This window comes from Pseudomonas sp. MD330_10 (assembly GCF_042610415.1).
GTDB classification, from domain to species: domain Bacteria; phylum Pseudomonadota; class Gammaproteobacteria; order Pseudomonadales; family Pseudomonadaceae; genus Aquipseudomonas; species Aquipseudomonas rhodesiae.
In genome coordinates this window covers 1-15,007 of sequence record NZ_JBHGZU010000023.1, presented here as the reverse complement: position 1 = coordinate 15,007, position 15,007 = coordinate 1, and the positions used below count along the sequence as shown (strand labels likewise).

At 54.6% G+C, this 15,007-nt stretch carries 11 protein-coding genes and 4 tRNA genes; all 15 read right to left on the bottom strand.

Translation table 11 applies throughout. The annotated features are described in order from the left end of the window. Positions 1–99: 99 nt before the first annotated feature. A complete protein-coding gene (rpoC, locus tag ACFZPT_RS24210) occupies positions 100–4,299 on the bottom strand; it encodes a DNA-directed RNA polymerase subunit beta' (RefSeq protein WP_034100999.1) in 4,200 nt (1,399 codons plus the stop codon). A 64-nt stretch (positions 4,300–4,363) separates the two neighbouring features. After that, positions 4,364–8,437, bottom strand: coding sequence for a DNA-directed RNA polymerase subunit beta (gene rpoB, locus ACFZPT_RS24205; RefSeq protein ID WP_034101000.1), 4,074 nt, complete (start codon positions 8,435–8,437; stop codon positions 4,364–4,366). Between the two features lie 219 nt (positions 8,438–8,656). Next, positions 8,657–9,022, bottom strand: coding sequence for a 50S ribosomal protein L7/L12 (gene rplL / locus ACFZPT_RS24200; protein WP_034101001.1), 366 nt, complete (start codon positions 9,020–9,022; stop codon positions 8,657–8,659). 75 nt (positions 9,023–9,097) lie between these two features. Next, positions 9,098–9,598 (bottom strand): 50S ribosomal protein L10, encoded by a 501-nt coding sequence (rplJ, locus tag ACFZPT_RS24195; RefSeq protein WP_034101003.1) that lies wholly within the window; start codon positions 9,596–9,598, stop codon positions 9,098–9,100. 198 nt (positions 9,599–9,796) lie between these two features. Further along, the gene (gene rplA / locus ACFZPT_RS24190; protein ID WP_003176434.1) at positions 9,797–10,492 is read right to left on the bottom strand and encodes a 50S ribosomal protein L1; all 696 of its coding nucleotides are present in this window, start codon (positions 10,490–10,492) and stop codon (positions 9,797–9,799) included. Beyond that, entirely contained in the window at positions 10,492–10,923 is a 432-nt protein-coding gene (rplK, locus tag ACFZPT_RS24185) for a 50S ribosomal protein L11 (RefSeq protein WP_003176435.1), read from the bottom strand. The genes rplA and rplK overlap by 1 nt, the downstream gene beginning before the upstream one ends. Before the next feature lie 117 nt (positions 10,924–11,040). Next, on the bottom strand, positions 11,041–11,574 hold the full coding sequence (gene nusG, locus ACFZPT_RS24180) for a transcription termination/antitermination protein NusG (protein ID WP_003176436.1): 534 nt from the start codon (positions 11,572–11,574) through the stop codon (positions 11,041–11,043). Positions 11,575–11,583: 9 nt separating this feature from the next. Next, positions 11,584–11,952, bottom strand: coding sequence for a preprotein translocase subunit SecE (secE, locus tag ACFZPT_RS24175; protein ID WP_003194658.1), 369 nt, complete (start codon positions 11,950–11,952; stop codon positions 11,584–11,586). Between the two features lie 45 nt (positions 11,953–11,997). Further along, a tRNA-Trp gene (locus ACFZPT_RS24170) sits at positions 11,998–12,073 on the bottom strand. A 160-nt stretch (positions 12,074–12,233) separates the two neighbouring features. Beyond that, positions 12,234–12,309 (bottom strand) — tRNA-Thr (locus ACFZPT_RS24165). Between the two features lie 26 nt (positions 12,310–12,335). Then, positions 12,336–12,409 (bottom strand) — tRNA-Gly (locus ACFZPT_RS24160). 24 nt (positions 12,410–12,433) lie between these two features. After that, positions 12,434–12,518 (bottom strand) — tRNA-Tyr (locus tag ACFZPT_RS24155). A gap of 143 nt (positions 12,519–12,661) precedes the next feature. Next, complete coding sequence (locus ACFZPT_RS24150) at positions 12,662–13,108, bottom strand: hypothetical protein (protein WP_034101004.1); 447 nt, start codon at positions 13,106–13,108, stop codon at positions 12,662–12,664. Between the two features lie 12 nt (positions 13,109–13,120). Next, complete coding sequence (locus ACFZPT_RS24145) at positions 13,121–13,870, bottom strand: pantothenate kinase (RefSeq protein WP_034101005.1); 750 nt, start codon at positions 13,868–13,870, stop codon at positions 13,121–13,123. Further along, positions 13,860–14,819 (bottom strand): bifunctional biotin--[acetyl-CoA-carboxylase] ligase/biotin operon repressor BirA, encoded by a 960-nt coding sequence (birA, locus tag ACFZPT_RS24140; RefSeq protein ID WP_034115260.1) that lies wholly within the window; start codon positions 14,817–14,819, stop codon positions 13,860–13,862. Before birA ends, ACFZPT_RS24145 begins: the two co-directional genes overlap by 11 nt. Between the last annotated feature and the right edge of the window lie 188 nt (positions 14,820–15,007).

The following is a 15,007-nucleotide window of genomic DNA, read 5'->3' as shown; positions in this document are numbered from 1 at the left end:
CAAGGCAAGGCCCCGACCTCCCCACCCATCGAACTGAAGCAAAATTGCCTCAATCCGACGAACGGAGCTGTCAGGGCCTAGACTCATCTATCGCAGAACTCAGTTACCGCTTGAGTTCAGCGCTTCGGTCAGTGCAGCTTCCACTTCACTGGCGCTTACGCGCAACGGCTTGTCGGCATCACGACGACGCTTGCGCTCGCTGTGATAAGCCAAACCGGTACCGGCTGGGATCAAACGACCCACAACCACGTTTTCTTTCAGACCGCGCAGGTAGTCGCGCTTGCCGGTTACCGCTGCTTCGGTCAGTACGCGGGTGGTCTCCTGGAAGGAGGCCGCCGAGATAAACGACTCAGTGGACAACGAGGCCTTGGTGATACCCAGCAGTACGCGAGTGAACTTGGAAACGAACTTATCTTCGTTCGCCAGACGCTCGTTTTCCACCAGCACATGAGTCAGTTCCATCTGGTCGCCCTTGATGAAACTGGAATCGCCGGATTCAGCGATTTCAACTTTACGCAGCATCTGACGCAGGATGGTCTCGATGTGCTTATCGTTGATCTTCACGCCCTGCAGACGGTAAACGTCCTGGATCTCGTTCACGATGTACTTGGCCAGCGCACTTACACCCAGCAGACGCAAGATGTCATGTGGATCGCTTGGACCGTCGGAGATAACTTCGCCGCGGTTTACCTGCTCGCCTTCGAACACGTTCAGGTGACGCCACTTCGGAATCAGCTCCTCATATGGATCACTACCGTCGTTCGGGGTAATGACCAGACGGCGCTTGCCTTTGGTCTCTTTACCGAACGCGATGGTGCCGCTGACTTCAGCCAGAATCGACGCCTCTTTCGGACGACGAGCTTCGAACAAGTCGGCAACACGCGGCAGACCACCGGTGATGTCGCGAGTCTTCGAAGTTTCTTGCGGGATACGCGCGATAACATCACCGATCGCGATCTTAGCGCCGTCAGCCACACCGACGAGGGCGTTTGCTGGCAGGAAATACTGAGCGATTACGTCAGTGCCTGGCAGCAACAGATCCTTGCCGTTGTCATCGACCATCTTCACGGCTGGACGGATATCTTTACCGGCAGCTGGACGGTCTTTCGCGTCAAGTACTTCAATGTTGGTCATACCGGTCAATTCGTCAGTCTGACGCTTGATCGTGATGCCTTCTTCCATACCCACGTAGGTCACGGTACCTTTCATTTCGGTAACGATTGGGTGAGTGTGCGGATCCCACTTGGCCACGATTGCGCCAGCGTCGACCTTGTCACCTTCTTTAACCGAAATCACAGCACCGTACGGCAGCTTGTAACGCTCACGTTCACGACCGTAGTCATCAGCGATTGCCAGCTCACCGGAACGGGACACCGCAACCAGGTGACCATCCACTCGCTCAACGTGCTTGAGGTTATGCAGGCGGACAGTACCGCCATTCTTCACCTGAACACTGTCAGCCGCGGAGGTCCGGCTTGCCGCACCACCAATGTGGAACGTACGCATGGTCAACTGAGTACCCGGCTCACCGATGGACTGGGCAGCGATAACGCCGACCGCTTCACCGATGTTCACCTGATGACCACGAGCCAAGTCACGGCCATAGCACTTGGCGCAAATGCCGTAGCGGGTTTCGCAGCTGATCGGCGACCGAACAATCACTTCGTCGATGCTGTTGAGCTCGATGAACTCAACCCACTTCTCATCTACCAGAGTGCCGGCAGGAACGATAACTTCCTCGGTACCTGGCTTGAATACGTCACGGGCAATAACACGACCCAATACGCGCTCACCCAACGGCTCTACAACGTCACCGCCTTCAATGTGCGGAGTCATCAGCAGGCCGTGCTCGGTGCCGCAATCGATCTCGGTTACAACCAGATCTTGTGCAACGTCTACCAGACGACGAGTCAGGTAACCGGAGTTAGCGGTTTTCAACGCGGTATCCGCCAGACCTTTACGAGCACCGTGAGTGGAGATGAAGTACTGAAGTACACTCAACCCTTCACGGAAGTTCGCGGTAATCGGCGTTTCGATGATGGAACCGTCCGGCTTGGCCATCAGACCACGCATACCGGCGAGCTGACGGATCTGCGCAGCAGAACCCCGTGCGCCCGAGTCGGCCATCATGTACATCGAGTTGAAGGACTCCTGGTCAACTTCGTCGCCGTGACGGTCGATGACTTTCTCTTTCGAGAGGTTGGCCATCATCGCCTTGGAAACTTCATCGTTGGCCTTGGACCAAAGGTCGATCACCTTGTTGTACTTCTCGCCCTGGGTTACCAGGCCGGAGGCGTACTGGCTTTCGATCTCTTTCACTTCGTCGGTGGCTGCACCGATGATGCGGGCTTTTTCATCCGGGATAACGAAGTCGTTAACACCGATGGAAACGCCGGAAATGGTCGAATAAGCAAAACCGGTGTACATCAACTGGTCAGCGAAGATAACGGTCTCTTTCAAGCCAACCACGCGGTAGCACTGGTTGATCAGCTTGGAGATCGCCTTTTTCTTCATTGGCAGGTTGACGACATCGTACGACAGACCTTTTGGCACAACCTGATACAACAGCGCACGGCCGACAGTGGTGTCGACGATACGGGTGTTGGTCACGCTGCCGCCATCACGGTCGTTGACGGTTTCGTTGATCCGCACTTTAACCTTGGCGTGCAGTGCGGCTTCGCCGGCACGGAACACACGGTCAACTTCCTGCAGGTCAGCAAACACACGACCTTCGCCTTTGGCGTTGATCGCTTCACGCGTCATGTAGTACAGACCCAATACAACATCCTGCGACGGAACGATGATTGGCTCACCGTTGGCTGGCGACAGAATGTTGTTGGTCGACATCATCAACGCACGCGCTTCCAACTGGGCTTCCAGGGTCAGCGGTACGTGCACGGCCATTTGGTCGCCGTCGAAGTCGGCGTTGTACGCAGCACAGACCAGGGGGTGCAGCTGGATAGCCTTACCTTCGATCAGTACCGGTTCAAACGCCTGGATACCCAGACGGTGAAGGGTCGGTGCACGGTTGAGGAGAACCGGGTGTTCGCGAATCACTTCAGCGAGAACGTCCCAAACCTCTGGCAGTTCGCGCTCGACCATTTTCTTGGCCGCTTTGATGGTGGTTGCGAGACCGCGCATTTCCAGCTTGCCGAAGATGAACGGCTTGAATAGTTCAAGCGCCATTTTCTTAGGCAGACCGCACTGGTGCAGACGCAGGGTCGGGCCTACGGTAATTACCGAACGACCGGAGTAGTCAACACGCTTACCGAGCAAGTTCTGACGGAAACGACCTTGCTTACCCTTGATCATGTCAGCCAGGGATTTCAGAGGACGCTTGTTCGAACCGGTGATAGCGCGGCCACGACGACCGTTGTCGAGCAATGCATCGACAGCTTCCTGCAACATACGCTTTTCGTTGCGCACGATGATGTCCGGAGCGGACAAATCGAGCAGGCGCTTCAAGCGGTTGTTACGGTTGATCACGCGACGGTACAGGTCGTTGAGGTCGGACGTTGCGAAACGACCACCATCCAACGGTACCAGCGGACGCAGGTCTGGCGGCAGAACCGGCAGAACGGTCAGCACCATCCATTCTGGCAAGTTGCCGGAACCTTGGAAGGCCTCCATCAACTTCAGACGCTTGGACAGCTTCTTGATCTTGGTTTCGGAGTTGGTTTGCGGAATTTCTTCGCGCAGACGGCCAATCTCGTGCTCCAGGTCGATAGCGTGCAGCAGTTCGCGGACAGCTTCGGCACCCATGCGAGCATCGAAATCATCGCCGAACTCTTCCAGCGCTTCGAAGTACTGCTCATCGTTCAGCAACTGACCTTTTTCAAGGGTGGTCATGCCTGGATCGATAACGACATAGCTCTCGAAGTAGAGAACGCGCTCGATATCACGCAGGGTCATGTCCATCAGCAAGCCGATACGGGACGGCAGCGATTTCAGGAACCAGATGTGGGCAACCGGCGAAGCCAGTTCGATGTGCGCCATGCGCTCACGACGAACCTTGGCCAGCGCAACTTCAACGCCGCACTTCTCGCAGATCACACCGCGGTGCTTCAAGCGCTTGTACTTACCGCACAGGCACTCGTAATCTTTTACCGGGCCAAAGATCTTGGCGCAGAACAGACCGTCACGCTCAGGTTTGAACGTACGGTAGTTGATGGTTTCCGGCTTTTTAACTTCACCGAACGACCACGAACGGATCATCTCAGGCGATGCCAATCCAATACGGATGGCGTCGAACTCTTCGACTTGACCCTGGTTTTTCAGCAAATTCAGTAGGTCTTTCAAGGCCTTTCCTCCTGGCGGAGCAGAGAGCGGGCATCACTGCCACGCTCTCGATTCGCGTCACGTGTTATTCGGTTTCCAGATCGATATCGATGCCGAGGGAACGAATTTCTTTGATCAACACGTTGAAAGACTCGGGCATGCCCGGCTCCATACGGTGATCGCCGTCCACGATGTTTTTGTACATCTTGGTCCGACCGTTCACATCGTCCGACTTCACTGTGAGCATTTCTTGCAGAGTGTAAGCAGCACCGTATGCTTCCAGTGCCCAGACCTCCATCTCCCCGAAACGCTGACCACCGAACTGAGCCTTACCACCCAGCGGCTGCTGGGTAACGAGGCTGTACGATCCGGTAGAACGGGCGTGCATCTTGTCGTCTACCAAGTGGTTCAGCTTCAGCATGTACATGTAGCCAACAGTAACCGGGCGCTCGAACTTGTTACCGGTACGGCCGTCGAACAGCTGCATCTGGCCACTTTCCGGCAGGTCAGCCAGTTTCAGCATGGCCTTGATTTCGCTTTCCTTGGCACCGTCGAACACCGGGGTAGCCATTGGAACGCCGCCGCGCAGGTTCTTCGCCAGATCCAGGATTTCCTGATCGGAGAAGGTGTCCAGCTCTTCGTTGCGACCGCCGATCTCGTTGTAGATCTCGTGCAAGAACTTACGCAGGTCAGCAACCTTGCGCTGCTCTTCGATCATACGGTTGATCTTCTCGCCCAGACCTTTAGCCGCGAGGCCCAGGTGAGTTTCGAGGATCTGACCAACGTTCATACGCGAAGGTACGCCCAGCGGGTTGAGGACCACATCGACCGGGGTGCCATTGGCATCGTGCGGCATGTCTTCAACCGGCATGATCACGGAGACCACACCTTTGTTACCGTGACGACCGGCCATCTTGTCGCCCGGCTGGATGCGACGGCGGATTGCCAGGTAAACCTTGACGATTTTCAGCACACCTGGAGCCAGGTCATCGCCCTGCTGCAGTTTGCGCTTCTTATCTTCGAACTTGTCATCCAGCAGACGGCGACGATCAACGATGTAGGCCTGGGCCTTCTCGAGCTGCTCGTTCAAAGCATCTTCAGCCATACGCAGTTTGAACCACTGGCCGTGCTCAAGACCGTCGAGGACTTCATCAGTGATGTCTTGACCTTTCTTCAGACCGGCGCCGCCTTCAGCTTTGTGACCTACCAAAGCGGAGCGCAGACGTTCGAAGGTCGCGCCTTCAACGATACGGAACTCTTCGTTCAGATCCTTACGGATCTCGTCGAGTTGGGTCTTCTCAATGGACAGAGCACGAGCATCACGCTCAACGCCGTCACGGGTGAAGACCTGTACGTCGATGACAGTACCCTTGGTACCGGTAGGCACGCGCAAGGAAGTGTCTTTAACGTCGCTGGCTTTTTCACCGAAGATGGCACGCAGCAGCTTCTCTTCTGGCGTCAGTTGGGTCTCGCCTTTCGGAGTAACCTTACCAACCAGAATGTCGCCTGCACCAACTTCAGCGCCTACGTAAACGATACCGGCTTCGTCCAGCTTGTTCAGTGCAGCCTCACCCACGTTCGGGATGTCTGCAGTGATTTCCTCAGGCCCAAGCTTGGTGTCACGCGCCACACAGGTCAGTTCCTGAATGTGGATCGTGGTGAAGCGATCTTCTTGAACAACACGCTCGGACAGGCAGATGGAGTCTTCGAAGTTGAAGCCGTTCCACGCCATGAAGGCGATGCGCATGTTCTGACCCAGCGCCAGTTCACCCATATCGGTGGACGGGCCGTCGGCCATGATGTCGCTGCGCTGAACACGATCACCCTTGCTCACCAGCGGACGCTGGTTGATGCAGGTGTTCTGGTTCGAGCGGGTGTATTTGGTCAGGTTGTAGATGTCGACACCGGCTTCGCCAGTTTCAACTTCGTCATCGGCAACACGAACCACAATACGGCTAGCATCAACGGAATCGATTACACCGCCACGACGCGCCACGACGCAAACGCCGGAGTCACGCGCTACGTTGCGCTCCATGCCGGTACCTACCAGCGGCTTGTCAGCGCGCAGGGTTGGTACAGCCTGACGCTGCATGTTGGAACCCATCAATGCGCGGTTGGCGTCATCGTGCTCCAGGAACGGAATCAGAGACGCTGCAACCGAAACTACCTGCTTCGGCGAAACGTCCATCAAGGTGACGTCTTCCGGCGCCTTGACGGTGAACTCGTTCAAGTGACGAACAGCTACCAGCTCATCGATCAGGACTTTCTTGTCGTTCATCGTGGCCGAAGCCTGAGCGATCACGTGATCAGCTTCTTCGATGGCGGACAGGAACACGATCTCGTCGGTGACCAGAGCGTCTTTCACCACACGGTACGGGCTCTCGAGGAAACCATATTGGTTGGTGCGCGCATAGGCGGCCAAGGAGTTGATCAGACCGATGTTCGGACCTTCCGGCGTTTCGATCGGACAAACACGACCGTAGTGCGTCGGGTGTACGTCACGAACTTCGAAGCCAGCACGCTCACGAGTCAGACCGCCCGGGCCCAGTGCCGAAACACGGCGCTTGTGGGTGATCTCGGAGAGCGGGTTGTTCTGGTCCATGAACTGGGAAAGCTGGCTGGAGCCGAAGAACTCTTTCACCGCTGCGGCCACTGGCTTAGCGTTGATTAGGTCTTGCGGCATCAGGCCTTCGCTTTCAGCCATCGACAGACGCTCTTTGACCGCACGCTCAACACGTACAAGGCCAACGCGGAACTGGTTCTCGGCCATTTCGCCTACGCAGCGAACACGACGGTTACCCAGGTGGTCGATGTCATCGACGATGCCTTTGCCGTTACGGATGTCGACCAGAGTCTTCAGTACCGCGACGATATCTTCCTTGCACAGCACGCCCGAACCTTCGATCTCGGTACGACCGATACGACGGTTGAACTTCATCCGACCGACCGCAGACAGGTCGTAACGCTCAGGGCTGAAGAACAGGTTGTTGAACAGGGTTTCGGCAGCGTCTTTGGTTGGTGGCTCACCAGGACGCATCATGCGATAGATCTCGACCAGCGCTTCCAATTGGTTGCTGGTGGAGTCGATCTTCAGAGTGTCGGAGATGAACGGACCACAGTCGATATCGTTGGTATACAAGGTCTCGATGCGAACGACCTGAGCCTTGGCGATTTTGGCCAGGATCTCGGTGTTCAGCTCGGTGTTGCACTCGGCCAGGATTTCGCCTGTGGCTGGGTGAACGATAACCTTGGCGGTCGTGCGACCCAGGACGTAGTCCAGAGGCACTTCCAGCTCTGTAATACCGGCTTTTTCGATTTGATTGATATGGCGCGCAGTGATACGACGGCCAGCTTCAACAATAACCTTGCCTTTTTCATCCTGGATATCCAGAACGGCAATTTCACCACGCAGACGCGACGCGATCAGTTCCAGCTTGAGGGTTTCATCCTTCAGACTGAATACGTTGGTGGTGTAGAAGGCATCAAGCACTTGCTCAGTGGTGTAGCCGAGCGCACGCAGCAGTACCGAAGCCGGCAATTTACGACGACGGTCGATACGCACGAACACGCAGTCTTTAGGGTCGAATTCGAAGTCCAACCACGAACCACGGTACGGAATGATCCGCGCGGAGTACAAGAGCTTACCGGAGCTGTGCGTCTTGCCGCGGTCGTGGTCGAAGAACACGCCCGGGGAACGGTGCAGCTGGGAAACGATAACACGCTCGGTACCGTTGATAACGAAGGTACCGTTTTCAGTCATCAATGGGATTTCGCCCATGTAGACTTCTTGCTCTTTGATGTCCTTGATCGCTTTGTTCGACGATTCTTTGTCGAAAATGATCAGACGGACTTTTACCCGCAAAGGTACGGCGTACGTAACGCCACGCAACACACATTCTTTGACATCAAATGCCGGTTCGCCCAGGCGATAACCCACGTACTCCAGCGCAGCATTGCCGGAGTAGCTGATGATCGGGAAAACGGATTTGAAGGCCGCATGCAGGCCCACGTCGCGGAACTGATCTTTGGTCGCTCCCGCCTGCAAGAATTCACGATACGAATCCAGCTGGATAGCCAGAAGGTACGGGACATCCATGACGTCCGGCAACTTGCTAAAGTCCTTGCGGATACGTTTTTTCTCAGTATATGAGTAAGCCATCAGCGTTCCCCAGCTTGGTCACCTGCTTGTTTGGCCCCTCCGACGGGAGCAGCCAGAAAATCTTGCAAACCCCATGGTTTGCACCACCGCATCGGGTGGCTACAGCGCGTTAATGGCGGCGACCGAGTCGACAGCCAAGAACGGAAAAAGGCCGGTGGCAAGAGCCACCAGCCATCAGCCTTCAGCTTAACGCTTGGGCTGGAGACGCAAGGTCGATGCTTACTTCAGCTCGACTTTAGCGCCTGCTTCTTCCAGAGTTGCTTTGGCTTTGTCAGCTGCGTCTTTGGCAACAGCTTCCAGAACCATGGCAGGAGCGCCGTCAACTACAGCCTTGGCTTCTTTCAGGCCCAGACCGGTCAGTTCACGTACTGCCTTGATCACGTTAACTTTCTTCTCGCCAGCTTCGGTCAGCATGACGTTGAATTCGGTTTGCTCTTCAACAACGGCAGCAGCAGCAGCTGGGCCAGCGGAAGCAGCAGCAGCAGTAACACCGAATTTTTCTTCGAAAGCTTTGATCAGCTCAACAACTTCCATTACGGACATGCTGCCAACTGCTTCAAGGATATCGTTCTGAGAGATAGACATGAATCTAATTCCTGATATTGGGGACGGCCTACGCGACCATCGAAAAAAACAAAAAACGCGAGAAGTTGAAGAGCCTTAGGCTGCAGCAGCTTCTTTTTGGTCGCGAATTGCCGCCAGAGTACGAGCCAATTTGCTGGTAGCGCCTTGAATCACGCTCATCAGCTGGGAGATTGCTTCGTCACGGGTCGGCAGAGTTGCCAGCACGTCGATTTGGTTAGCTGCGAGGTACTTGCCCTCGAACGCAGCTGCCTTGATCTCGAACTTATCCTGACCTTTAGCAAACTCTTTGAACAAACGGGCAGCAGCGCCTGGATGTTGGGTGGAGAATGCAATCAAGGTCGGGCCGGTGAACACGTCGTTGAGAACACTGTATTCAGTGTCAGCAACAGCGCGCTTGAGCAGTGTGTTACGTACAACACGTACGTATACGCCAGCTTCACGAGCCTCTTTACGGAGTCCGGTCATAGCGCCTACTGTCACACCACGGGCATCAGCCACGACAGCGGACAGAGCAGCTTTGGCAGCCTCGTTGACTTCAGCGACGATGGCCTTCTTGTCTTCGAGATTAATTGCCACGGGTTTAACTCCTGCTTGTTACCGTTTCATCTGGCCGGAGCCGGATGTCGTTTTGGTGTCTGATTCGGTAAGGAACCGGGAGCACCATCTGCGTAGGCTTGTGGTTTAAGACTTACGTCGCCTACGGTCTTGGATAGCCCCCGCCAGGCAGGGACCCCAATTTTTTAATTGGCGCAATTGCTTGCGCCAATTTGTGTCTTATACGTCCAGCGAACCTTGGTCGATGACCAGACCTGGGCCCATAGTGGTGCTCAGGGTAACGCGCTTGACATAGATGCCTTTCGAAGAAGCTGGCTTGATACGCTTCAGATCCGCGATCAGGGCTTCAACGTTTTCCTTCAGCTTGACGGCGTCGAAACCAACCTTGCCTACGGATGTGTGAATGATGCCGTTTTTGTCGGTGCGATAACGAACCTGACCAGCTTTGGCGTTCTTAACCGCGGTAGCTACATCCGGAGTTACGGTGCCGACTTTTGGGTTAGGCATCAGGCCACGTGGACCCAGAATCTGACCCAACTGACCTACAACACGCATTGCATCAGGAGAAGCGATGACTACGTCGTAGTTCAGGTCGCCGCCTTTCATTTCGGCAGCCAGGTCGTCCATGCCAACGCGATCAGCGCCGGCGGCCAGAGCAGCTTCAGCAGCAGGACCCTGGGTGAAGACAGCTACACGTACAGTCTTGCCAGTGCCGTGTGGCAGCACAGTAGCGCTGCGAACGACCTGGTCGGATTTACGTGGGTCAACGCCGAGATTCACAGCAACGTCAACGGACTCGCTGAACTTGACAGTCGACAGCTCGGTCAGCAGAGCGGCGGCGTCTACAAAGTTGTAGGACTTGCCTGCTTCGATTTTGCCGGCGATAGCCTTTTGGCGCTTGGTCAGCTTAGCCATTACACACCCTCCACGTTAAGGCCCATGCTACGAGCAGAACCGGCGATGGTACGCACGGCTGCATCCATATCAGCTGCGGTCAGATCAGCGTTTTTGGTTTTCGCGATCTCTTCCAGCTGAGCACGAGTGACGGTGCCAACCTTAACAGTGTTAGGACGAGCGGAGCCGCTGGTCAGGCCAGCAGCTTTCTTCAGCAGAACCGAAGCCGGAGTCGACTTGGTTTCAAAAGTGAAGCTACGGTCGCTGTACACAGTAATGATCACTGGAGTCGGCAGACCTGGTTCAAGACCCTGAGTACGGGCGTTGAAAGCCTTGCAGAATTCCATGATGTTCACGCCGTGCTGACCCAGAGCAGGGCCGACAGGTGGACTAGGATTGGCCTGAGCGGCCTTTACTTGTAGCTTGATGTAAGCGGTAATCTTCTTGGCCATGAGGCACTCCAATTACGGGTTCAGACGCCTCGAAAGGCTCCCCGGTTACTTGCGCGTTTATCCCAGTGACGACAAAACCCCACAGCCTAAGACTGCGGGGTTGGGATTCTTGCTCAGCTAGACCTTCTCGACCTGACTGAACTCCAGCTCTACCGGGGTAGAGCGACCGAAAATGAGCACCGCCACCTGGATCCGGCTCTTTTCGTAGTTAACCTCTTCGACAGTACCGTTAAAATCAGCAAACGGACCATCAGTGACACGAACAACCTCACCCGGCTCGAACAACGTCTTTGGCTTAGGCTTGTCGCTACCATCAGCAACACGACGCAGAATCGCTTCTGCCTCTTTATCAGTAATAGGCGCAGGCTTATCAGCAGTACCGCCGATAAAACCCATGACACGAGGAGTATCCTTGACCAAATGCCAAGTACCCTCATTCATGTCCATCTGAACCAGCACATAGCCAGGGAAGAACTTGCGTTCGCTTTTACGCTTCTGACCATTCCGCATTTCAACCACTTCTTCAGTGGGAACCAGAATTTCGCCGAAGCCATCTTCCATGCCTGCAAGCTTTACGCGCTCCAGCAAAGAGCGCATAACATGCTTCTCGTAACCCGAGTAAGCATGCACAACGTACCAACGCTTAGCCACGGGACACCCTTAGCCAACAATCAAGGAAACAAGCCAACCGAGCAGGGAATCAAGACCCCACAACAGCAACGCCATAACGAGAACGACAGCCACAACAATCAGCGTGGTCTGCGTGGTTTCTTGGCGAGTCGGCCAAACGACTTTACGAATTTCGGTGCGAGCTTCCTTCACCAGGACTGCAAACGACTTACCCTTTGCAGTCTGCAAACCCACAAAGGCAGCAACAGCAGCAAGAGCGAGCAATGCAAGAACTCGATACAGGATCGGCGAAGCAGAATAGTACTGATTGCCAACAACGCCTACGACCACCAAAGCAACTACAGCGAGCCACTTGACTAGATCGAAACGAGAGCTTTGAGCTTCAGCCTTAGGAGTCATCTATGAAGATCCTGTGAAAAGAAAGCCAGACACACCACGCGAATCTGGCAGGTCAGGAGGGAATCGAACCCCCAACCTACGGTTTTGGAGACCGTCGCTCTGCCAATTGAGCTACTGACCTAAAACAAAATCAGGCCGACCATTATGCAGGCCTGAAAAAGACTTTACAACAACCAACCCTACCAAACCTGGAAACACCCGGCAAAACAGCCAAGCAAACACCAGCAAATCAGGGCAGCCGTTAAAACAAAGGCAGATATTTTCATATCTGCCTTGTTATATGGAGCTCTTGAGCGGATTTGAACCGCTGACCTCACCCTTACCAAGGGTGTGCTCTACCAACTGAGCTACAAGAGCAAAACACTTTGCACGACCTACAAACATGGAGCGGGTAGCGGGAATCGAACCCGCATCATCAGCTTGGAAGGCTGAGGTTCTACCACTAAACTATACCCGCGGAGCCTGCAGCTCACGCTAAAAATGGTGGAGGGGGAAGGATTCGAACCTTCGAAGTCGTAGACGTCAGATTTACAGTCTGATCCCTTTGGCCGCTCGGGAACCCCTCCTAAGCGAGCCGGCATTCTACATCATGCCAGCCTTCTGTCAACAACTTTCTCATTTAAAAATATGAGGTTAGCAGCGTCGACCTCCGCTTCACACCGCAAACCTTAAAAGTCTTCACTGCGAAGCGGGCGCCATTCTATTCAAACTATTGGGCAGTTGCAACGCCTTCGCACAACATTATTTTATGTTTTAACTCATTGAATTCCCTAGCAAGGTTTTCAAATGGCAGATCATCAGCCAGGCGCCGGCTTTCAGGGGCAATTCTTAGCCAGTAGCGGGAGGCATCCGCCCCCTTCAACGACTGTACCCGGACCTTTATATCTAAACTAGTGAGGCGCTGCTCCAACGCCAGTGCTTGGCGCTGATCAGCAAATCCACCGATATACAAACAGGCATCCTGCGCCTCAGGCTCCCTGGCCGGATTCCGGCGAACGGCCGCGTCAGAGGACTCGCTGAGCAGTCGAATATCCTGGGCTGAGCCACGATATAGATTAAGAGGCGTAACATCCTTGGCGCGCAACGGCGCCTCTTGCTGATGCCAGATGTAATAGAAGACATTCAGAACAAGCAGAAGCAGAAAAAGCCAACGCATAGACAGGACACCTTAAGGCAAGGGACACGCCATCGCCAAACCAACGAAAACCAAGTCTGGTACAAGCCGAGCGCCAGGGACAGCGTCAGCAACTAACTCTGCATCGCCCCCCGTGAGAAACACAGTGAATTCGTCTCCCCAGTAGCTGCGAGCTAGCTCCAGCTGCGTCGACACGAATCCTCTCAACATCAATGTACAACCACGCTCCACAGCCTCCGCGGTTGTACGCCCTGGCGAGAGGCTTTCGTGAGCTCGCTCAGCAGCAATATCGTCATAACGTATCTTGCGCGTATGAGTGCGTAATTGATTCCGCATCAGCGGCATCCCGGGACAGATAAAGCCTCCTATGTGCTCGCCCCCCTTGGAAATGTAATCTGCTGTCGCCGCCGTGCCGAAGTCGAGCACAAGGCAAGCTCGAGATGCTAACTTGAATGCCCCCAGCATTGCCAACCAACGGTCGAGGCCAAGACGCTCGAACTCCTCATAACCATTTTGCACTCCAGCCATTTCTCGCGCAGACGCCGCCACCGAGACAGTAACGCCAAAGGCATGCTTGAGAGAATCGATGAGCTTATCGGTCTCCTCTACGGCACGGACACTTACTAGTCGGCAATGCGTCAGAATCAAACCAGGAACCGCTGCCAGACCTTCAATTAGAGCCGTGTCCGATCCGACCACCCCCTCAGCGTAGGTTGATATACTTATAGGCTCGAGAACACGCCATTTGATGAAGCTATTCCCACAGTCCAGCTCAAGAATCATCACGCAACCTCAGGCTTAGCTCACCACCACTGTAGGTTTTTTCGACGCCAGCCACGCTCAAGCGCAAGGCCCCTTGACTATCGATACCCAGCACATGCCCGTGAATTTGGTTGACACCCGCAACGAGAGTGACCGAGCGCCCCTGCCAAAGATGATTCAGCTCCCATTCCTCCTGCAAAGCCACAAAACCAAATTCTTGGTGGGATTTAAGGTAGCGCTGTAGCTGCATCCCAAGCTGAGCAATAAGAATATTACGATTGACAGCCCCCCCTGCCTCCAACTGCACGGACGTCCATTGCTGGTCGACACCTGTCACGTCTTGCATATTGACATTGATGCCAATACCCAAGACTACATGACAGATATCCGCGGGATCTCCCACCAGCTCCAGTAAAATGCCAGCAATCTTCTTTCCGTCCACCAGAACGTCGTTCGGCCACTTCAAACCAGCCCTATCCACGCCAAAATCACGCAAAGCCTGCATGACAGCCAAGCCAACCGCGAGGCTAAGCCCCTCTAATTGACGCAGTCCACCCTCCATACGCAGCACTAGGCTGTAATAGATATTTTGTGCGAACGGACTCACCCATTTGCGCCCCCGCCGGCCTCTCCCCGCCGATTGCCGCTCTGCGAGCACCAGAAAAGGCGCTGAATGGCCAGCCGCAATCAAGCGAAGAGCTTCAGCGTTAGTTGAGTCAATAGATTCTGATATATGGATAGGCCAGGCCAAGAGCGGTGCACGCTTAACAATGTCTTCAGCATCAAGCAGGTACAGCGGCACCGCCAACTTATACCCTCGCCCTCGAACCTTGTGTATAGGTAGATTCAACTCCACCTCTAGATTCTGAAGCTGTTTCCACACCGCACTTCGACTCACCCCCAGGGCCGTGCCGAGATCCTCGCCCGAATGAAATCGACCATCTTTAAGAAGCTTCAACAACGTCAACATGCAAGTATCGCCTCACAATGAGGCACGCATGATAGCCATGCGCAAGGTGATTGCATAGAAAGGGAAAAATTTAGCACTGCGATCTACAAGGGAAATGCTCATGGCTTTTCGAGCGCGCAAAACAAAACCCCAATTGCTTTCGCAATTGGGGTTTCGGAATTTAATCTTGACGATGACCTACTCTCACA